This is a genomic window from Burkholderia sp. PAMC 28687 (assembly GCF_001577465.1).
Taxonomy (GTDB): domain Bacteria; phylum Pseudomonadota; class Gammaproteobacteria; order Burkholderiales; family Burkholderiaceae; genus Caballeronia.
In genome coordinates this window covers 261,001-279,913 of record NZ_CP014506.1, presented here as the reverse complement: position 1 = coordinate 279,913, position 18,913 = coordinate 261,001, and the positions used below count along the sequence as shown (strand labels likewise).

Genomic DNA, 18,913 nt, shown 5'->3' with positions numbered 1-18,913 from the left:
AGTTCAGCAACATGGCACTTCATCAGGAATGCCGGCACGCGACGTGGAGACCGTCGCCGATCGCACGGCATGAACCAGAACCCGCGGCTTCGCAGGACGCGCCGAGATATTCGCATCGCCTGAAGCCGGATTGACGGTTCCATCTGGCCCGACAGAATTCGTTATTTAAAACAGGAAGAGTCCGATGAAAATCTGTGTATATGGCGCCGGCGCAATCGGCGCGTACCTGGGCGCGCAACTCGCTTCAGCCGGTGCGGACGTCAGCTTCGTTGCGCGCGGCCCGCATCTCGCGGCCATGCAATCGAAGGGCGTGCGCCTCCAGATCGATGGCGGCGAGCGCACCGTCAAGGTCCGGTGTTCATCCGATCCACGCGAACTCGGCGTGCAGGACTACGTCATCATCGCGTTGAAGGCGCATTCGGTGCCGGGCGTGGTCGCTGCAATGCAGCCATTGCTCGGTCCCGAGACCGCCATCGTGACCGCCGTCAACGGCATCCCTTACTGGTATTTCTACAAGCACGGCGGAGAGTTCGCCAACACGACGCTTGACAGCATCGACCCCGGCGGCAAGCAGTGGAAGCAACTCGGCCCTGAGCGCGCGATTGGCTGCGTGGTTTACCCGGCGGCTGAAATCACGGAACCGGGCGTGATACGCCACGTGTATGGCAAGAAGTTTCCCATTGGGGAACCGAGCGGCGAGCGCACGGAACGCGTTCAAAAGCTGCACGAGATCATGGTTGCAGCGGACCTGGATGCCCCCATTCGCGACAATATCCGCGATGAAATCTGGCTCAAGCTCTGGGGCAACCTCTGCTTCAATCCGATCAGCGCGCTGACCCATGCAACGCTCGACGTGATCACGAGCAACACGGCGACGCGCGATGTATCGAGAACCATGATGCTCGAAGCGAAATCCATCGCGGAACGGTTCGGGGTGCATTTCCGGGTGGATGTGGAAAAACGTATCGATGGCGCGGGCGCCGTCGGCGCGCACAAAACGTCCATGCTTCAGGACCTCGAAGCGCATCGTCCAATGGAAATCGATCCGTTGCTGACCGTCGTGCAGGAAATGGGGCGGCTGGTCGGGCAGGCAACGCCGACTATCGACACGGTGCTTGCGTTGATCAAGCTGCGCGAACAGATTGCGCAGCATGTCCCGGCGCCGGTGCCCGAACCTGCACCCGTAAGCTGAACCGATGTCGATTTCCGGCCGCGTCGTTCGTCGTTGAGCAAGGAGGCGCACAACGTCGTTGTGCGCGCTTCTTCTCGAACGACTGAACAGGAGATGCGTCATGACGTACATCGATGGGTTTCTCGCGGCCGTGCCCACGGCCAACCGTGAAGCGTTCCGGCAGCACGCGCAAATGGCTGCGGGCGTTTTCAGGGAGCACGGCGCGTTGAAGGTGGTCGAGTGCTGGGGCGACGACGTTCCCGAAGGCACGCTGACGTCGTTCACCATGGCTGTCAAACGCAAGGACGACGAGGCGGTTGTGTTCTCGTGGATTGTCTGGCCGTCACGCCAGGCTCGCGACGAAGGCATGAACGCGGTCATGGCGGATCCGCGACTTCAACCGGACAAAAATCCGCTGCCCTTCGACGGCAAACGCATGATCTACGGCGGTTTTGAAGTGATCGTGGAGGTGTGAACGACCGGCCCGCAGCGACGCGTTAAGATGGCGCTTCGTCAGCGCTACAACGAACGCATGATCTCCAGCCAGTACATCAGCCGTATTACATTGCAGCGGGAAAAAGTCGAATCTTTCGATGTCTATCCCTTTGCGCTGCCTGCCGTCCGCTCGCTCGACACGCTCGAACTGCATCCGAAGGTGACGTTTTTTGTCGGTGAAAACGGGTCGGGGAAGTCGACGCTGCTCGAAGCCATCGCGGTGTCCATGGGCTTCAACGCGGAAGGCGGCACGAAAAATTTCCGCTTCGATACCCGCTCTTCCCATTCCACGCTCGATGAATACCTTCGTGTCGCCAAGGGCTTCAAGAAGCCGAAGGACGGTTTTTTCCTGCGTGCCGAAAGTTTTTTCAATGTCGCGACAGAGATCGAAAATCTCGATGCCGAAGGCGGCTTTGGACCGCCGGTCATCGGCTCTTACGGCGGCCAGTCGTTGCACGAACGCTCGCACGGCGAAGCGTTTCTCGCGTTGTTGATGAACCGCTTTGGGGGCAAAGGCCTTTATCTGCTTGACGAGCCGGAGTCCGCGCTTTCACCGCAACGCCAGCTCGCCGCGCTCGCGCGCATCCACGATCTGGCGAACGACGACTCGCAATTTGTCATTGCGACGCACTCGCCGATTCTCATGGCTTATCCGGATGCGTGGATTTATCAGTTCACGGCTGACGGCGTTGCACGCGTCGACTACGACGATACCGAACACGTCCAGGTCATGCGCGCTTTCATGGCGAATCCTGGGCGCATGATCCGCACGCTTCTCGATGATGAGACATGATTTCTGTAATAGTCAGACAAATACCGTTTTTAGTGTTCGTTGTAAGGAAACGCTAATCAGAACGCGATTGCAGATAAAGTTAAATAATTTTAAATAAGTCATCTATGTGAGTGTTTTATACTCTAAAAGCTCTGTCTACGAGAAAGAGATAAGAATGGCTGTTTAGTTTTTGTGCAAACCGCGAAACCCCTCGACGGATTTACGTATACAAATCAACGACCGTCCGCCGCACCGCACAAACTTACAAAACACAAACTCCACGCCAAATCTGAAAGGTCATTTCAGATTTTCCCTAGTTCTCCGTAATCGTGTGCATCGACACACCTCTCGGAGAGCATCAGCATGACCCTCAGCAATTTCAAAATCGGAACCCGGCTTGCCGCAGGTTTCGCCGCAATCCTGATCCTCTTGTGCGCCGTCGGCGGTTTGACGTTGTGGCAGACATCCCGTATCTACGACGGCACCCTTGAACTCGCTAACGACTGGCTGCCAAGCGTTCAGGCCGCCGGACGCATCCAGTCATACGCAAACACCATGCGCCGTACGAGCCTGCGCTATCTGCTCGCCGCGGACGCGAACGAAAGGCAAACCAACCGGGCCGAGCACGACGCCGCCGCGACAAAGGTCCAAGGGGCATTCGCCGGCTATGAAAAACTGATTTCTTCGCCGGAAGAAAGACAGCTCTTCGAGGACATCAAAAGCGGTTGGGGCCGTTACATCGCCGCCGACGCCAAGCTTCTCGAAGCCGCCGATAAAGGCGACGCAGGCATAGCCGAAGCGCGCGCCATCTCGAGCGGCGACGCGGGCAAGGAATTCACCGGAACGCTGAAACTCATAGAACAGGACATCGAGTTGAATCGTGCTGGCGCTGAGAGGGAAGTGGCGGGCGCGGCATCGACCTATCAATCGGCGATGGTCACGACAGGCGTCCTGATTGTCATCGCGTTGGTTGCGGGCGTGACGATCGGCTTACTGATCACGCGCTCGATCACGGCGCCGATCGGGCGTGCCGTGAAGGTTGCCGAAACAGTGGCGCGGGGTGACCTGACTGCGGTGATCGATGTGAGCGGCAAGGACGAAACAAGTCAGTTGCTTGCCGCGATGCGCCACATGAACGAGCGGCTCGTGGACGTGGTCGGCCGCGTGCGAAACAGCAGCGACAGCATTGCCACGGGTTCCGCGCAGATCGCAGCGGGCAACACCGACCTGAGCCAGCGCACGGAGGAACAGGCGGCGTCGCTGGAAGAAACGGCGGCAAGCATGGAGGAGCTCACCGCAACCGTGAAGCAGAACGCCGAAAACGCGCTGCAGGGCAATTCGCTTGCCGCAAATGCATCGGAGACCGCGGTGCGAGGCGGTGAAGTCGTAAACCGTGTCGTCCAGACGATGGGCGAAATCTCCAGCAGTTCCAAACAGGTCGCCGAGATCATCACGGTGATAGAAGGCATTGCGTTCCAGACGAACATTCTCGCGCTGAACGCCGCGGTCGAAGCGGCCCGGGCGGGCGAGCAAGGCCGCGGATTCGCGGTGGTCGCAGGCGAGGTACGGACGTTGGCGCAACGCAGCGCGTCGGCGGCGAAAGAGATCAAGGACCTGATCAGCGCCTCCGTTCAGCGCGTCAATGCAGGCACGCAACTCGTCGATGAAGCCGGTCGCACCATGTCCGAAGTCGTGCAGTCGGTCAAGCGCGTGACGGACCTGATGGGTGAGATCAGCGCGGCATCGGGCGAGCAGCATACGGGGATCGAACAGGTCAATCAGGCCGTCATGCAGATGGACGAAGTCACGCAGCAAAACGCTGCGCTCGTTGAAGAGGCATCGGCGGCGGCTCAGTCGATGGCCGCGCAATCCAATACGTTGCGCGAACTGGTATCGATTTTCACGATCGATGCGTCTGATGTGAGCGCCCATGCGTTCGCGCCGGCGCCAACGCTCGCAGTGAAAAAACCGGTGGTATCGGCAAAGATGACCAGACAGGCGCCGTTACTTGCAAAAGACGCAGCGTGGACGACGTTCTGACGCGTTAAACCTGGCGCGACGCGTGACGATCTGACCCACGCTCGCGCTGCGAATAATCGTTGAAAGCCTTACAGCACAAGGATCGAAAATCATTAGAAGAATAACTCGACCCTTGTGTGCGTAGCGGGCGTGATGTTTGCGGTAATAAGGGCACCTTATGCTCTTTAAAGTAAACATGCTCCGCTCTGCATACGCTTCTGTATCGATCCTCGTCATGCTGTCAGCCAGCGCCGCCTTCGCCGCAACCCGCGACGAGCAAACTGCGGCCTGCAAAGGCGACGCCATCCGCTTTTGCGCATCGGAGATTCCGAACGAGCAGAAAATCACGTCATGCATGAAGGCCAACTTCAATAAGCTGAGTCCACAGTGCAAGGCGATGTTCAAGCAACCCGCGTCCGACAAACGCAAGAAACCGGTCAAACCTGCATAAACCAAGGGGCAGCGCATGCTGATACAAACCTTTGAAACCGTGCTGACGTGGTTCGCAATGTGCGGCTTGCACGTATCGCTGTTGACGCCTGCCGAACTCGCACACGCGTTCGGTGCGCTGCTCGGCGTTTTCGTCGGAATTGCAGTGCCGCTGGGCGTTGCGCTGAGCGCGCACCGGCAAATCGAAAAGTTCTGATCAGCCGCCAAATGCTGCGGCGCGCCAAGCAACGCGCTTGATCTGCTTGCCGCTTGAGGCGCACCATGAAAAACGCTGCTCGTCCCGAGCGTTACCCGTGTGCGCACCTGGAGGCGAAGATGCCGGAAATCAATCAGCAACGCGTCGTCGAGAATCTCAACCAGATTCTCGAGTCAGAACTCGCTGGCGTGGTCCGTTACACCCACTACTCATTCCTCGTTTTCGGCTTCGGCCGCATCCCGATTGTCGCGTGGCTGCGTGAACAAGCCGACGAATCGCTGCTTCACGCGCAGCAGGCCGGCGAATGGATCACGACGCTCGGCGCGTATCCATCGCTTGAAATAGGGCCGTTGCTGGATTCCCATACCTTCGACATAGGCTCGATCCTGCGCGAATCGCTCGAAAGCGAAAAGCTCGCGCTGGAGCATTACAGGACGCTGCTGCGCGAGGTCGAAGGCCGCTCCATAGCGCTCGAGGAATACGCGCGGCAGATGATCCACGTGGAGGAGCTGCACGCGGGCGAAGTCGACAAGATGCTGCGACGTCCCGGCGCGGTTTCCACGCTGCCCGATCCGGGTCCGGCGAAGGATCTGCTTTAGGGCGTTCATCGATCCGCTCAACGCAGCGGCCTGAAGAATGTCCGCAGTTCTTCCGCCAACTCGTGCGGCGTTTCCATTGCGGCGAAATGGCCGCCTCGCGGCATGGTGGTCCACCGCTGCACGTTGTAGACACGCTCGATCCACGAGCGCGGCGGCAACGGCAATTCGCGCGGATAGGCTGCAATGCCCGTCGGCGGCAGCACGCGTTGCCCGCTCGTGAAATGCACGGGCCGCCGCCGGCTTTCCAGATACATGCGAAACGAAGAACCGATGGTGCCGGTGAACCAGTAGATCGAAATATTGGTGAGCAGTGCATCAAGCGGAATCGCTTTTTCGAGGTCGCCGCCGTTGTCGCTCCAGCTGTAGAACTTTTCGGCGATCCACGCCGCCAGACCCGCCGGCGAATCGTTCAGGCCGAACGCAAGCGTCTGCGGTTTGGTGCCCTGAACATGTGCGTAACCGCCTTCGGCGTCGGCCCATGCTTTGGCTGTATCGAGAAATTGCGTCTCTTCCGGCGAGGGCGGAGCTTCGCCGCCGTCGAGCGGCGGCCGGTACGACCCCGGGATGTAATTCAGATGAAGCCCCGCGACGTTTTCCGGATTCTGAAACGCCAGCCATGTGGAGACAGCCGCGCCCCAGTCGCCGCCCTGCACGCCGTATCTTCCATAGCCGAGACCTTCCATGAGCGCCGCCCACACACGCGCGACTTCGGACGGTCCCGTGCCGGGCGTTGACGGTGCGGACGAAAACCCGTATCCGGGCAGCGACGGCACCACGACGTCGAACGCGTCGCGTGGATCGCCGCCGTGGCTGGCGGGATCGGCGAGCAAGGGAATGATCGCCTCCATTTCGATAAACGATCCCGGCCAGCCATGCGTCAGGATTAGTGGCAGGGGCGCCGGCCCCTTTCCACGCGCGTGCACGAAGTGGATGGTTCGATCGTCTATCCTGGTGGTGAATTGCGGCAGCGCGTTGAGCCGCGATTCCTGCGTGCGCCAGTCGAAGCCGTTCTGCCAGTAATCGACAAGACGTTTCAGGAACGCCTCGTCCGTGCCCTCGCGCCATCCCAGATCCGCGACACACTGCGGCCAGCGTACACGGGACAACCGTTCGTGAAGGTCGTGCAGGGCGGTATCGGGGATCGTTATCTGGAAGGGCGTGACGTTCATGAATGGCACCGTTGGAGGTTTTTATTGTCAACGATCCTACTGCAGTTCCGGCAACGCCGTTCCGGGCATGCACGCCTGTACACTTTCGGTGCGCCATTTCCCGGGAGGATGCGATGCTGAAGACTTATACAGGCAGTTGCCATTGCGGCGCGGTTCGATTCGAAGCCGACATCGACCTGAGCCTCGGCACCAACAAATGCAACTGTTCGATCTGCACCAAGACGCGCAACTGGAACGCGATCATCAAACCTGACGCCTTTCGCCTGCTTTCCGGCGAGCAGGACACGACCGATTATCAGTTCGGTCACAAGGTCGGTCATCACCTGTTTTGCCGCCACTGCGGCGTGCGTTCATTCGCCCGTGGATATGTCGAGGAGATCGGCGGCCATTACGTGTCGGTGCAGTTGGCTTCACTCGATAACGCCGAGCCCACCGAGCTCATAGAGGCGCCGGTGCGTGTCGCCGACGGCCGTCACGACAACTGGGGCGAGCCGCCCGCCGAATCGCGGCATCTCTGAGCGCGGGCACGCTCGTGCTAAGGTAAGCGGCTCGATTTCCTGTTGATCGAAGAAATCGTGTACATCATTTCACCCACGAAATAATCCGGACGTTTTATGAAAAAAGTATCGCTTTTGCTTTCGATGGTTCTGCTCGCTTCATCGGCTTATGCCGCCGCCGCAACTGAAACGCTGCCTTCCGGCGTTACCGTGACCGAACTGAAGGCCGGCACGGGCGCGCAGCCGACCGCTGCCGACACCGTCACGGTCAACTATCGCGGCACGCTCGCGGACGGCACCGAGTTCGACTCGTCGTACAAGCGCGGCACGCCGGCATCGTTCCCGTTGGGACGTGTCGTTCCTTGCTGGACGCAGGGTCTGCAGAAGATGAAGGTGGGCGAAAAGGCAAAGCTGGTGTGCCCGCCGGCAACGGCTTATGGCGATCGGGGCGTGGGCGCCATTCCGCCGAACAGCACGCTGACGTTTGAAGTGGAACTGCTGAAAATCGGCAACTGATCGAACGCGTGGTTGCAGGCGCCGGACGGTGGCGCGAGGAGACTCAAGCTGCCGTCGGGTCCATCGTCTTGTTTTTTACGCGTTGCTGCAGCTTGATCAAAAGACGTTGCACGCGTTGCTGCTGAACCACCAGCAAGTTGTTTTCTTCCACGAGCGCCCGGACGCGGCTTTCCCAATATTCGGGGTCCAAGCCAAGCACGGGAGCCGCCGGGTTGTTTTTCACGATCGACCCGATCATCCGCTCCAGATGGTCGAGTTGCTGATCGGCCAGTCTTGACGGCAACAGGTTTTCCGCCTTGATTGGCGGCGGTTTCTTTAGGGCGTTCATACTAATACCTCGTCGACCTATAGCGGTTGCGAGCCGCAATGGTTGTTTTATTGGAATGTGAAGCGTTGCTGTGGTCCAAGCGAATACGTATTCCCGCTGCGCAATGATTCTGGCGAGCCTACGATTCCCGGTTGCACGGCCGTAAACACGAGCGTCGGCGCGGGCGAAGGGAGATCGATGGCGAATCAATGACCTGAAGATAACGCGCCACTTTTCTTGGGCTTTACCCTACGTCTCAGTTTTGCAAATTAAACCGGCTGCGCTGTTGGCTGGAGCCGTTTTCGAATTTTCCGTACGTCCCGTGAGGCACCCAACCCACATGTCATCGCTCTTTCACCCCGACGACGAGCTTCACGCTGGCGTTGTGCGCACCACCTTCAGTACGCATGGCGTGGACGCGAAGGGCCAGCTCCTGGCGTGGCGCGAACGGGTGGGCCACGTGGTCGACGTGCCGCCGGTCAAGGCGCAGCTCGCCGACGGTTTTCACGGCCAGATCGACAAATACGTGGCCGGCGACATCGTCTTCACTGATTCCCGCACGGACGCGCTCACGCTTGAACGCTCGGTCGCGCGAGTCTCCGCCGATACCCGCCGCGACTACGTTTTCCATCTGTTCGCGGAAGGCGGCGTGGGTAATGTTTCGGGGACGCCGACCAAGCGCAGCGCCAGGAATTCGACGTGCGGTCTCATCGCGTTCGATCTGGACCAGCCGTTTCGCGTAGAGCGTCCCGCTTGCCACGTGCTGACCCTGTTCGCGCCGAAGGCAGTGGTCGATACCGCGTTCCCCGGCGCGGATTCAATCCACGGGCGCATCGTGGAGCAAAGCTCGCCGCTGACGCAGCTCGTCTTCGATCACGCCGCGGCGCTCAGCCGTCACTTGCCGCGCATGAACGTCGCGCAGGCGAAAGGCGAACTGGACGCCGCCATACAACTGTTGATCGCCGCGTTCCGCAAGCAGGCGCGGCTGACCGGCGAAGCGCGTGCGGCAGTTCAGGTAGCGGTTCTGGGCCAGGTGCGCCGGTATATCGAGGCGAATCTGCATCATCCGGAGCTGTCGCCTTCGGGCGTGGTCGATGCGCTGCAACTGAAGCGCGCTACGATCTATCGATGGTTCGAGCATGAAGGCGGCCTCGGCGCATATATCCGCAACCGGCGGCTGCGGGAAGCGGCCGGCGAGCTGGTGCGCTTTCCGAACATCCAGGTCATCGATATTGCCTATGGGCTCGGGTTCAAGAGCGCGTCGGATTTCACGCGTGCGTTTCGCCGCGCTTACGGCATGAGTCCGCAGGACGCGCGTGCCGCCGCCTTCGAGTTGCAGCGCATGGGCAAACCCGGCGTGCTGTCGCCGTTCGGGCCGGGCGGCAAGTAAGTCAGGCGGCTGCGGGAAACCGCTGAAGCGCGAAGAGCGTGATGCAGATCGCGCCGATGAGATACCACGCGGGCATCATCGGATTGCCGGTTACGGCGATCAGCCAGGTCACGATCAGCGGCGAGAATCCGCCGAAGATGGTCACGCCAAAGCTGTACATGATCGACAACGCCGCAGCGCGATGCGGCGGCGCAAACGCTTCCATCATCAAGACCGTGCTTGCACCGGCGTTGTTCAGCGCCAGCGTGACATACGCAAGAATGATTGCGGTCGCGGCGACATTGCTGACGCCGGCCCTGAGCGCCAGGAACGCGGGATACGTCAGCGCCAGGCAGATCACGAGCATCAGGTACTGGAGCGGCTTCCGGCTCGCCTGCCGGTCGGCAATGCGCGCAACCAGCGGGTTGACAATCATGATCACGAGCCCGGAAAGACTCGCGATCAGAAGGCTTATGGCCGGCGGCCGATGCAGCGTGCGCACCAGATAGCTCGGCATATAAAACACGGTGATATAAATGCCGACCGAAGGCGCGGCCATCATCAGCGTGCCGTAGCCGAGCGTGGGCGCATGCTGCCTGAAGAGCGTGGTGAAACGCGGCCGCTCGGGCGCGTTGACTGGGACGGACGGCATGCGTCGGCGCAAATACCATCCAACCGGTCCAATAAATCCGCCCAGCACGAAGGGAATCCGCCAGCCCCAGTCGTGCATCGCTTTGGATGAAAGCAGGGCGGTCAGGGTCGCGCCGACGAGCGCAGCCGCAAACGCCGCGGCACCCTGACTCGCCCCGCGCCAGCTTGTCAGGTAACAGCGGCGGTTGAACGGCACCGATTCCATCAGCACCGCCGACGCCGGGCCGATCTCTCCGCCCGCCGCGAACCCTTGCATCAGCCGCGCGAGGACCATCAGCCACGCTGCCGTCACGCCGATGGACGCCGCCGTCGGCAAGAACGCGATCATCCACGTGCCGAGCGTCATCAGCGCGATGGACCACGTCATGGCAGTTTTGCGGCCACGCGTGCTCGCCAGATGACCGATGAACATTGCCCCGAGCGGACGCATGAAAAAACCCGCCCCGAACGTTCCCAACGAAAGCAGGAACGAGGAGAGCGGGTTATCCGACGGAAAGAACAGCCGGCCGATGATCAGCGCCGAAAAGCTGTACACCGTGAAGTCATAGGCAACGAACGCGTTGCCTATGATCGTCGCGACGACTATTCCCCCGGGCTTCGCGCCGGGAGATTGCATCGATTGATTGCCTGCTGATTGCATGCGCGGTGACTTCTGTGTCGGATTTCAACGCGCGATGATAAGCGCGTTTTCGTGACACCACCGGTGCGATCAAAAATTGAACCGCTCAAGGTAATTGCTCGACCAGGCTGTCGAATTCCGGGAGCCATTGCGCTCGCCAGGTTGCGCGCGTGGTTTCATCGATCCATGCGCCGTCGATGCCGTTGATCATGAAACCGCGCAGATCATCCGTGCTAAAGCCAAAGTGACTGAACATCAGTTCCCATGCCTCGCTGGGATTGACCTTGTGCAGCGTGGGATCGTCGGTGTTCGGATGGATCCGCAGACCCATCTCGGGCATCCGGCGGATCGGATGAAGCTCGGCCCATTTCTCCGGCGGCAACGTGCGCAAGTAGTACGAGTTGGTCGGCACCACCGTGAACACGATGCCGGACGCGGCGTACTTCGCGGCGAGCGCGGGGTTGTCGACGATCGTATAGCCGTGATCCAGACGGTCGACCTTCAATAATTCAACTGCCGTTTCCACGTTGCGCCACGGCATGCCGAATTCGCCCGCATGCGCGGTCGTCTTGAAACCCGCCTCGCGTGCGTTGCGGTACGCCTTCCAGAACAGTTCGGGAGGCCGGTCGTTCTCACGATAATCAATGCCGATCCCCGCGACTTCCTCGGCGCGATGCGCTTTCATCCATTCGACCAGCACGACCGCTTCATCCGGATCGGCTTCCCGGTCGACGCTCGGAATCAACCGCGCCGACATTCCGAAGTCGCGTGCCGCGTCGCGGATCGCTTGCACGATGCCGGCTTGCGCATCGCCGTATTCGATTTTGGACACACGCACCGTCCCCGTCGGATTCCAGAAAAACTCGGCGTGGCGGACGTTATGCGCGGCAGCATCCTCGAGATACTCATATGTGATCCGACGCAGGTCGTCGGGGCCGGTGAGAAGGTGTTCATCGAGGGCGCGCAGCACGCGCAGCACGCCGACAGGCTTTTCGCCACGCGTATAAAACGCATCGATCTCGGCGCGTTCAATGGGCGCGTTACTCTTTTCAGCCAGCGCGATAAACGTCTCGTGGCGCACGGCGCCCAGCAAATGGCAATGCAGCTCGGCCTTTGGAATCGCCTTGAAGAATGCCTTGTGCGCAGCCGTGATGTCTGTTCCCGTGCGCGAAGCGGGCACGTTGCCGTATGTCTCTTTCATGGTTGTCGGTACTTGCGGTAGTGCAGAAATTAATGGTGCTTGACCACGGTCCAGAAGTAATACCCCAGCGGAATTGCCAGCACGACGAGGCCCCACGGCACTTCCTTGAAGCGTCCGGCGAGCAGCTTCACGATCACGAAGCACAGCAGGCCGCCTGCAATGCCCGTGCCGAAACTGTTGGACATGAGCGTGAGCAGGACCATCGAAAGGACCGGGAAGGCGTCCGTGAAATCATCGAAATGCGCGTGGCGGATCGTGCTGAACATGGACAGGCCGATCAGGATCAGCGCGGGCGCCGTGGCTTCTTTCGGAATTGCGAGCGCGACCGGCACGAACAGCAGCATGAGAGCGAACATGGCGGCGGCCGCCAGCGACGACAGTCCGCTGCGCCCGCCCGCTTCCACACCCGCTGCCGATTCGACCAGTGCGGTCAGCGCTGGAATGCCGAATACGGGACCGAGTGTCGCCGCGATCGAATCGACCAGGAACGGCCGGTTGATGTTCGGCAGGTTTGCGTTTTCATCGAGGAGATTGGCTTTTGCGCCGACCGCGAGCGTGGTGCCCAGCGTCGAGAAAAACTCGGCGGCGAAGAAGACGAACAAATAGGGAATCGCCGCGACCGTCAACGCGCTCGGGATGTCGAGCTTGAACGCGACGGGCATGATGTCGTGCGGAAACGAGATCATCGACGAAGGCATATGCGTCACGCCGAGCGGCACGCCGGCGGCTGCTGCAATCAGGATTGCCCAAAGGATCGCGCCCGGGATTTTTCGTCCTTGCAGCACCACGGCCGCAGCCAGCCCAATCAGCGCGACGATTGTCCCGGGCCGCGAAAAGTCACCGAGGGCGAACGCGTTGGTCTTTGCATTCGCGATCATCATGCCAGCGTTGCGAAACCCGAGCACCGCGATAAACAATCCAATCGATGCCCCCAGTCCCAGCTTGATCTGCTGCGGAATCAGGCGCACCACAAGACTGCGCGCACCGACCAGGGTGAGAATGAGAAACAGCAACCCCGAGATGAACGCGATGCCCAGCCCGGTTTGCCACGCGACATGTTCGGTCGCGGCCAGCGTGACGCCGAGGATCACCGACCCGCCGATTCCGGGTCCGACAATAAACGGCAGATTTGTATATAGCCCCATCAAGACGGTGCTCAACACGAACACGATGATGGTCGATGTCGTCGCCGCGCCACGATCCATGCCGCCGGTTGCAAGCAAAGACGGAATCACGACGAGCAGATACGCTGCCGCCAGGAACGACGTGATGCCCGCGAGCGTTTCCGTGCGCACGCTGGTTTTACGCTCGCTCAAGGCAAAGCGCCGGTCGAGCCATCCGCCTGATTTGCGGGGTAGGGTTGCATCGGAAGAAGCCATCGAAGATTCCTTGTTCACTATTTTTTCCTTGGGCACTTTCGGCGTGCACGCGTTTTATACTGCGGCGCATCCGTCCAACTGGTAGCGCTTCATGTCCGATCGATCAGGTCCATTGCCCGCGCTGACCTTGCGGCAAGTCCAGTACTTCGTCGCGCTCGCCCACGCACGCAGCTTCACCCAGGCCGCGCAATCGCTTTCGTTGACGCAGCCCGCGCTGACCGCCGCGATCCGCCAGATCGAATTTCTGCTCGGCGGTCCGTTGTTCCTGCGTTCGGCGCACCGGCTTACATTGACCGATGCCGGCGCGAGCATCCTGCCGCTCGCCGAACGCCTGCTCAATCACGCGCGCGGCACCTTCGACGACATGGCGAGCACGTTCCTGGAACGGCTGCAGACGGTGCGCATCGCGATGATTCCATCGGTGGCGGGACGCCTGCTTCCTGTCCTCAACGCGTTTCGCGAACAGCGTCCCACGCTTCGTTTTACGCTGACCGACTTGCCCAACACCGCATTGATCGATGCCGTGCGCGACGGCGTTGCCGATATCGGCATTGGCGTGCATGAGCCCGAAGCGAACCACGAAGCCCTGCGTTTCAAGGATGTCTTCGAGGACGAGATCGTGGTCGTGGTTCGGCGCGATGATCCGCTTGCAAAGCTCAAGACCGTGCCGTGGAAAAAGCTCGTCGGCCGCGATCTCGCCGTGTTCGTGCGCGGTAGCGTAAGCGATACCCTGCACAGGACCGGCGGTGACGAAAAGCTGCGCCTCTCCGTGACCTACACCATGGAATACACCGAGCCGCTCTACGCCCTCGCGCGCAACGGCCTCGCGATCGCGGTCATGCCGAGCCTTTACACCATGCATTTGCACGATCCCGAACTGATTGCGCTGCGACTCGACAAACCCCGGGTCACGCGCGCCATCGCGTTGATTTCGCTCGCGGGCGCCGATCGCGGGCCGCACGTGAAGGCGTGCTGGGACTATATTGCCGCGCACATCTGAGCCTCGGGCGCTTCAAGGCAACGTCGCGATACTGGCTCGCAGCGCGGCGTAAAACGCATCGGCATCGACATCCGTGATCCAGGTCGCGTTCGGCGCACGTCCGCTATGCCCCGACCAGTCGACGACGGTCTCACCCAGCGTGAATTGTCCGGTCGTTTCCACCACCACGTTGACCAGCTTGCCTTTGAAAAGGCTCGGATCGACGAGATAACCGGCGGCGGTCGGGTCGTACATGGGCGCCTCTTCCACGCCTCGACGCCCCTTCTGGTACTTCACTTCGGCCGCCATGATGTCCGCGACGACCGCGCCGCAGCGGTTGCCGATGGCGCGGATCGGCGCAATGCGCGCTGGCGTGATCGGGGCTTTCACTGCGACATCGCGCGGCAGCACGACAATCGGAACGCCGCTCGAAAACACGATGCTTGCCGCTTGCGGATCGACATAGATGTTGAACTCGGCCGCCGGCGTAATGTTGCCGCGCTCGAAAAACGCCCCGCCCATCAGCACGATTTCGCGCAGGGCATCGCGGATTTCCGGCGCTTCGGTCAAGGCCGTTGCGATGTTGGTCAGCGGCCCGAGTGCGCATATCGTGACGCTCTTCGGCGGCGCGGCTTTCAAGGTATCGATGAGATACGCCACCGCGTGCTGCGCGGCGAGCGGCGCCAGCGGTTCGTGCAGTTCGACGCCTTCCAGCCCGGTCTTGCCGTGCACGTTCGCAGCGGTGATCAGCTCGCGCATGAGCGGACGCGGGCATCCTGCATACACGGGCAGGGTTTTGGTGGCGCCGGCCCAGTCGCGGACGATGCGCGCGTTGCGCTCTGTCAGGTTCAGCGGCACATTGCCGGCCACCGCCGTCAGCGCGCGGACATCGAGGCGATCATGCGCGCCCAGCGCGAACAGGATGGCGATGGCGTCGTCCTGACCGGGATCGCAATCAATGATCACCGTGCGGCGCTCATTGGCCGCGTGCGCAAGCGGGTTGAACAACGCCGAAGCGGTCAGCGCCGCCGATGCCTTCAAAAACGTACGTCGAGGAAAACCGGAAGTCTGGCTCATGATCAGAATACGTGGCGCATGCCGAGGGTGGCGACGAGCTGGCGCGTGGTCGTCGAGCGCGCGAAGGCGAAGATCTGTGCGTGCTGGGCGTCGCCGGCGGCTTGCTGGCCGATGACCGTCAACGCCACGTCGGTGCGCTTCGAGAGGAAATAGTCTGCCTGCAGGTTGACCTGGTGCCACGCGGGTTTCTGGTTGATGACGTCGTACTTGCCGTCCGTGTAGCCGTACGCCGCGCCCAGGAACAGCGACGGTGTCATGGTGTAGACCACGTTCACGCCGAAGTTCTGCAGGTGCAGATGCGAATTGTCGAGGTAATCGTAATGGACATCGGTGAAGAGCGCTGCGAACTGCGCCTTGCCGATGGTGTAGAAACCGCCCATGCCCGCAATGCGCTGTTTCTTCGCGAACACCGACGGGTTGGTCGCGCTTTTATCGAAGATCAGGATGGGCGACGAATAATCGTTCGAGATCGCGCCATCGGAATTCGTGCTGCTGAACGGGTGGTTGTATTGCGCGTAGACCGCGCTCCAGCGCAACGGACCGTGCTCGTAACCAATGCCGAAGCTGTATGCGCTGTTGTCGCTGAAGCCGGTCGCATTGCTGAAACCGTAGATGGCCGTCGCCTTCAGGCCACGATAATCCGGGCTCACGTACTTCACTGAATTCTGGACGCGGATGTCGTTATAACCGTTGTCGTTGTCGCCGATATTCACGCCGTTGCTCGCAATGATCACCGGTCCGATGTAATCGTGGATGGCGTCGTACTGGCGGCCGAATGTCAGCGTGCCGTACTTTTTATCGGAGAGACCGACTGCGGCCAGGCGGCCGAATTCGCGGCCGCTTTGCGCAGCCGTGCCCGTCATGATGTTGAAGCCGTTTTCCAACTGGAAGATCGCGCTCAGTCCGCCGCCCAGGTCTTCCCGTCCCTTCAAGCCCCAGCGCGGGTTCTGGTTCGTGCCGCTCAGCGCCTGGTAAGCGTTGTGCCCGCCCTGATTCGTCGCGAAGCCGACACCCCCTGAAATCAGGCCGTAAAGAGTGACACTGCTTTGCGCATACGATGAGGCGGTGAACGCGCCGAGCATTGCAAGGGGAGCAAGCTTGAGTAGTTTCATGGTTGTCCGGGAATCGTCCGATGGGCGTGTGATGTATGTTCGTCGCGCCGGTTTTTGACTCATGGCGTCTGGCGAGTGCATCGGACTGTACAAAACCGAAAACCATAAAAATAATTATGAATTGTTATAAACCCATCAAATGAGTTTATGCAAAGGGTGGGAGAGGTGTGTTTTGAGGCGCGGTTCCGCCGGTGTCATGCAGTGAGCGACGCTACATGCCGCAGCCAATCACCCCGGCAGCGTCCCGCCTTCGGAAATCGGCTTGACCGTTGTCATGGTCCGTTCGGCGAGCACTGCGTCGCGCTTCGCCATCAAATGCGCGCGCATGATTTCGGCCATGCGTTTGCCATCGCGTGACTCGAGGGCGGCGATCATGGCTTCATGATCGCGGATCGCGCTGTCCCACTTCGTGGTCTGGAAGTTCGAACGGAACCGCAACGCCTGCAGCCGCCGGTTCACCGATACATACGTTTGCCGCAAGGCGGAGTTGCGAGCGGCGTCGTTGATCTTGTCGTGAATGGCTTGATTGCGGCTGTAGTAGCCGGACAGGTCGTTTTGCTCGCGGCAGGCGAGCATGGCGTAATGCAGCGCCTTGATCTCGCTTAGTTCGGCGGGCGTCATGCGTTCGCACGCGAGTTCGCCCGAAAACGCTTCGAGTCCGCCCATGAGTTCGAACGTCTCGCGGATCTCTGCGTCGCTCATCCGCGAGACCGACGCACCCCGGTTCGGCAGGATATCGATCAAACCTTCCGAAGCAAGCACCTTCAAGGCCTCGCGCAACGGCGTGCGTGAAATCCCGAGCGTCTCGCAGAGCGTGCGTTCGTTGAGTTTCATGCCCGGCGCCAACATCCCCTCGACGATGAAATTACGCAGGTGGTCCACCACCGTGTCGTGCAGCCTTTGCCGCTCGACTTTTGGAAGCGTGAATTCGCGATCAGCAACATGATCATTTTGCATGCAATACCTCAGGCCATTCTGTTGACGCGATTTTACCGCGCCGCACCCAAAAAACCGTGGGACGGGTTTTCACCTAAGCAAAACAGGCATTTATCGCTTTCAGTCAATGCTACGGTGCGCTACAGTATTTTGCATGCAAAATTCAAAGGACGCATCATGCTGAAGCTCGATTTTCATCCCGCTGGTCGCCATTTCCTGCAGATTCCCGGGCCGAGCCCCGTACCTGACCGCATCTTGCGGGCGATGAGTTATCCGACTATCGACCATCGCGGGCCGGAATTCGGTGCGCTCGGGCTGAAGGTGCTGGAAGGCATCAAGTCGATCTTCAAGACCGCGCAGCCCGTCGTGATCTACCCGGCATCGGGCACTGGCGCATGGGAAGCGGCGCTGTGCAACACGCTCAGTCCCGGCGATACGGTCCTGATGTTCGAGACCGGCCACTTCGCGACGCTCTGGAAAAAGATGGCCGAGAACCTTGGCCTGAAGCCGGAATTCCTGAGTTTGCCGGGCACGGAAGGGTGGCGGCGCGGCGTCCAGGCGGACATGATCGAAGCGCGTTTGCGCGAGGACACGCAGCACAAGATCAAGGCGGTGTGCGTCGTGCATAACGAGACATCCACGGGCGTCACGTCGGACATCGCTGCGGTGCGGCGGGCTATCGATGCAGCCGGACATCCGGCGCTGTTTCTCGTCGATACGATTTCCGGTCTGGCGTCGGCGGATTACCGGCATGACGACTGGGGCGTCGACGTCACTGTGTCCGGTTCGCAAAAAGGCCTGATGCTGCCGCCGGGGATCAGCTTCAACGCAGTATCGAAGAAGGCGATCGAGGCGAGCAAATCTGCGAAGTTGCCGCGTGCGTTCTGGGCGTGGGACGAGATCATCGAGATGAACAAGAGCGGCTACTGGCCGTACACGCCGAACACCAACTTGCTGTACGGCCTGTCGGAAGCGCTCGAAATGATCGGCGACGAAGGGCTCGACAACGTCTTCGCGCGGCATCAGCGGCTAGCGGCGGCGTGCCGTGCCGCGGTCAGCGCATGGGGCCTCGAGATTCAATGCGCTGACCCGGCCGTGTATTCGCCGGTGCTCACGGGCGTGATGACGCCTGAAGGCGTTGATGCCGATGCGGTGCGCAAACTCATCTACGAAAAGTTCGACATGTCGCTGGGCACGGGGCTCGGAAAGCTGAAGGGCCGCATGTTCCGCATCGGGCATCTCGGCGACTGCAACGACCTGACGTTGATGGCGACGCTCACCGGCTGCGAAATGGGCCTCAAGCTGGCGGGCGTGAAGCTCGCGGGAAGCGGCGTGCTCGCAGCCATGGACTATCTGACGAACAACGTCGCAGCACCTGCCTTGAAAGCGGCGGCCTGAG

At 60.7% G+C, this 18,913-nt stretch carries 20 protein-coding genes; 12 read left to right on the top strand and 8 right to left on the bottom strand.

The features are described 5' to 3' along the window. Positions 1-184 precede the first annotated feature (184 nt). From AX768_RS16615 to AX768_RS16585, 7 genes are all read left to right on the top strand, one after another. A complete protein-coding gene (locus AX768_RS16615; protein WP_062001241.1) occupies positions 185-1,192 on the top strand; it encodes a 2-dehydropantoate 2-reductase in 1,008 nt (335 codons plus the stop codon). A gap of 100 nt (positions 1,193-1,292) precedes the next feature. Further along, positions 1,293-1,646 carry a DUF1428 domain-containing protein gene (locus tag AX768_RS16610; RefSeq protein WP_062001240.1) on the top strand — a complete coding sequence of 118 codons (354 nt, stop codon included), beginning with the start codon at positions 1,293-1,295 and terminating at the stop codon, positions 1,644-1,646. Between the two features lie 57 nt (positions 1,647-1,703). After that, a complete protein-coding gene (locus AX768_RS16605; RefSeq protein WP_062002275.1) occupies positions 1,704-2,459 on the top strand; it encodes an AAA family ATPase in 756 nt (251 codons plus the stop codon). 342 nt (positions 2,460-2,801) lie between these two features. After that, positions 2,802-4,478, top strand: coding sequence for a methyl-accepting chemotaxis protein (locus AX768_RS16600; protein WP_062001239.1), 1,677 nt, complete (start codon positions 2,802-2,804; stop codon positions 4,476-4,478). Between the two features lie 214 nt (positions 4,479-4,692). After that, on the top strand, positions 4,693-4,908 hold the full coding sequence (locus AX768_RS16595) for a hypothetical protein (RefSeq protein WP_231941494.1): 216 nt from the start codon (positions 4,693-4,695) through the stop codon (positions 4,906-4,908). Positions 4,909-4,923: 15 nt separating this feature from the next. After that, the gene (locus tag AX768_RS16590) at positions 4,924-5,103 is read left to right on the top strand and encodes a hypothetical protein (protein ID WP_062001237.1); all 180 of its coding nucleotides are present in this window, start codon (positions 4,924-4,926) and stop codon (positions 5,101-5,103) included. 119 nt (positions 5,104-5,222) lie between these two features. Beyond that, positions 5,223-5,702, top strand: a complete 480-nt coding sequence (locus AX768_RS16585) for a ferritin-like domain-containing protein (protein WP_062002274.1) — start codon at positions 5,223-5,225, stop codon at positions 5,700-5,702. Between the two features lie 17 nt (positions 5,703-5,719). Here the strand turns inward: AX768_RS16585 and AX768_RS16580 are convergent, their stop codons facing one another. Continuing rightward, on the bottom strand, positions 5,720-6,871 hold the full coding sequence (locus AX768_RS16580) for an epoxide hydrolase family protein (RefSeq protein WP_062001236.1): 1,152 nt from the start codon (positions 6,869-6,871) through the stop codon (positions 5,720-5,722). Between the two features lie 113 nt (positions 6,872-6,984). Between AX768_RS16580 and AX768_RS16575 the strand changes: the two genes are divergently transcribed. Both AX768_RS16575 and AX768_RS16570 read left to right on the top strand, forming a co-directional pair. Then, on the top strand, positions 6,985-7,389 hold the full coding sequence (locus tag AX768_RS16575; protein WP_062001235.1) for a GFA family protein: 405 nt from the start codon (positions 6,985-6,987) through the stop codon (positions 7,387-7,389). 96 nt (positions 7,390-7,485) lie between these two features. Beyond that, positions 7,486-7,884, top strand: a complete 399-nt coding sequence (locus tag AX768_RS16570; RefSeq protein ID WP_056360399.1) for an FKBP-type peptidyl-prolyl cis-trans isomerase — start codon at positions 7,486-7,488, stop codon at positions 7,882-7,884. 43 nt (positions 7,885-7,927) lie between these two features. On the opposite strand, the gene AX768_RS16565 is transcribed toward AX768_RS16570, so the two are convergent. Continuing rightward, positions 7,928-8,212: a hypothetical protein gene (locus AX768_RS16565; protein ID WP_062001234.1), complete on the bottom strand. Its 285-nt coding sequence runs from the start codon at positions 8,210-8,212 to the stop codon at positions 7,928-7,930. A gap of 319 nt (positions 8,213-8,531) precedes the next feature. Here AX768_RS16565 and AX768_RS16560 point away from each other — a divergent pair, with 319 nt between their 5' ends. Continuing rightward, positions 8,532-9,581, top strand: coding sequence for an AraC family transcriptional regulator (locus AX768_RS16560; protein ID WP_062001233.1), 1,050 nt, complete (start codon positions 8,532-8,534; stop codon positions 9,579-9,581). Position 9,582: 1 nt separating this feature from the next. Here AX768_RS16560 and AX768_RS16555 read toward each other — a convergent pair whose 3' ends face one another. The 3 genes from AX768_RS16555 to AX768_RS16545 form a co-directional block, all read right to left on the bottom strand. Beyond that, positions 9,583-10,851 carry an MFS transporter gene (locus tag AX768_RS16555; RefSeq protein ID WP_062001232.1) on the bottom strand — a complete coding sequence of 423 codons (1,269 nt, stop codon included), beginning with the start codon at positions 10,849-10,851 and terminating at the stop codon, positions 9,583-9,585. Positions 10,852-10,936: 85 nt separating this feature from the next. Next, complete coding sequence (gene add / locus AX768_RS16550) at positions 10,937-12,031, bottom strand: adenosine deaminase (RefSeq protein ID WP_062001231.1); 1,095 nt, start codon at positions 12,029-12,031, stop codon at positions 10,937-10,939. Positions 12,032-12,060: 29 nt separating this feature from the next. Further along, positions 12,061-13,410 carry an NCS2 family permease gene (locus tag AX768_RS16545; protein WP_062001230.1) on the bottom strand — a complete coding sequence of 450 codons (1,350 nt, stop codon included), beginning with the start codon at positions 13,408-13,410 and terminating at the stop codon, positions 12,061-12,063. Positions 13,411-13,501: 91 nt separating this feature from the next. On the opposite strand from AX768_RS16545, the gene AX768_RS16540 reads away from it, so the two are divergent. Beyond that, entirely contained in the window at positions 13,502-14,410 is a 909-nt protein-coding gene (locus tag AX768_RS16540; protein ID WP_062001229.1) for a LysR family transcriptional regulator, read from the top strand. Between the two features lie 12 nt (positions 14,411-14,422). Here AX768_RS16540 and AX768_RS16535 read toward each other — a convergent pair whose 3' ends face one another. From AX768_RS16535 to AX768_RS16525, 3 genes are all read right to left on the bottom strand, one after another. Next, positions 14,423-15,466: a nucleoside hydrolase gene (locus tag AX768_RS16535; protein WP_062001228.1), complete on the bottom strand. Its 1,044-nt coding sequence runs from the start codon at positions 15,464-15,466 to the stop codon at positions 14,423-14,425. A 2-nt stretch (positions 15,467-15,468) separates the two neighbouring features. Further along, entirely contained in the window at positions 15,469-16,578 is a 1,110-nt protein-coding gene (locus AX768_RS16530; protein WP_062001227.1) for a porin, read from the bottom strand. Positions 16,579-16,806: 228 nt separating this feature from the next. Beyond that, a complete protein-coding gene (locus AX768_RS16525; protein ID WP_062001226.1) occupies positions 16,807-17,535 on the bottom strand; it encodes a GntR family transcriptional regulator in 729 nt (242 codons plus the stop codon). A 156-nt stretch (positions 17,536-17,691) separates the two neighbouring features. Between AX768_RS16525 and AX768_RS16520 the strand changes: the two genes are divergently transcribed. Further along, a complete protein-coding gene (locus tag AX768_RS16520) occupies positions 17,692-18,912 on the top strand; it encodes a pyridoxal-phosphate-dependent aminotransferase family protein (protein WP_062002273.1) in 1,221 nt (406 codons plus the stop codon). The last annotated feature ends 1 nt before the right edge of the window (position 18,913 follow it).

What these genes read in the sequence shown, in the direction of transcription:
- AX768_RS16615 (WP_062001241.1), top strand. Translation starts at nt 185, where the DNA reads ATGAAAATCTGTGTATATGGCGCCGGCGCAATCGGCGCGTACCTGGGC.
- AX768_RS16610 (WP_062001240.1), top strand. Translation starts at nt 1,293, where the DNA reads ATGACGTACATCGATGGGTTTCTCGCGGCCGTGCCCACGGCCAACCGT.
- AX768_RS16605 (WP_062002275.1), top strand. Translation starts at nt 1,704, where the DNA reads ATGATCTCCAGCCAGTACATCAGCCGTATTACATTGCAGCGGGAAAAA.
- AX768_RS16600 (WP_062001239.1), top strand. Translation starts at nt 2,802, where the DNA reads ATGACCCTCAGCAATTTCAAAATCGGAACCCGGCTTGCCGCAGGTTTC.
- AX768_RS16595 (WP_231941494.1), top strand. Translation starts at nt 4,693, where the DNA reads ATGCTGTCAGCCAGCGCCGCCTTCGCCGCAACCCGCGACGAGCAAACT.
- AX768_RS16590 (WP_062001237.1), top strand. Translation starts at nt 4,924, where the DNA reads ATGCTGATACAAACCTTTGAAACCGTGCTGACGTGGTTCGCAATGTGC.
- AX768_RS16585 (WP_062002274.1), top strand. Translation starts at nt 5,223, where the DNA reads ATGCCGGAAATCAATCAGCAACGCGTCGTCGAGAATCTCAACCAGATT.
- AX768_RS16580 (WP_062001236.1), bottom strand. Translation starts at nt 6,871, where the DNA reads ATGAACGTCACGCCCTTCCAGATAACGATCCCCGATACCGCCCTGCAC.
- AX768_RS16575 (WP_062001235.1), top strand. Translation starts at nt 6,985, where the DNA reads ATGCTGAAGACTTATACAGGCAGTTGCCATTGCGGCGCGGTTCGATTC.
- AX768_RS16570 (WP_056360399.1), top strand. Translation starts at nt 7,486, where the DNA reads ATGAAAAAAGTATCGCTTTTGCTTTCGATGGTTCTGCTCGCTTCATCG.
- AX768_RS16565 (WP_062001234.1), bottom strand. Translation starts at nt 8,212, where the DNA reads ATGAACGCCCTAAAGAAACCGCCGCCAATCAAGGCGGAAAACCTGTTG.
- AX768_RS16560 (WP_062001233.1), top strand. Translation starts at nt 8,532, where the DNA reads ATGTCATCGCTCTTTCACCCCGACGACGAGCTTCACGCTGGCGTTGTG.
- AX768_RS16555 (WP_062001232.1), bottom strand. Translation starts at nt 10,851, where the DNA reads ATGCAATCAGCAGGCAATCAATCGATGCAATCTCCCGGCGCGAAGCCC.
- add (WP_062001231.1), bottom strand. Translation starts at nt 12,031, where the DNA reads ATGAAAGAGACATACGGCAACGTGCCCGCTTCGCGCACGGGAACAGAC.
- AX768_RS16545 (WP_062001230.1), bottom strand. Translation starts at nt 13,410, where the DNA reads ATGGCTTCTTCCGATGCAACCCTACCCCGCAAATCAGGCGGATGGCTC.
- AX768_RS16540 (WP_062001229.1), top strand. Translation starts at nt 13,502, where the DNA reads ATGTCCGATCGATCAGGTCCATTGCCCGCGCTGACCTTGCGGCAAGTC.
- AX768_RS16535 (WP_062001228.1), bottom strand. Translation starts at nt 15,466, where the DNA reads ATGAGCCAGACTTCCGGTTTTCCTCGACGTACGTTTTTGAAGGCATCG.
- AX768_RS16530 (WP_062001227.1), bottom strand. Translation starts at nt 16,578, where the DNA reads ATGAAACTACTCAAGCTTGCTCCCCTTGCAATGCTCGGCGCGTTCACC.
- AX768_RS16525 (WP_062001226.1), bottom strand. Translation starts at nt 17,535, where the DNA reads ATGCAAAATGATCATGTTGCTGATCGCGAATTCACGCTTCCAAAAGTC.
- AX768_RS16520 (WP_062002273.1), top strand. Translation starts at nt 17,692, where the DNA reads ATGCTGAAGCTCGATTTTCATCCCGCTGGTCGCCATTTCCTGCAGATT.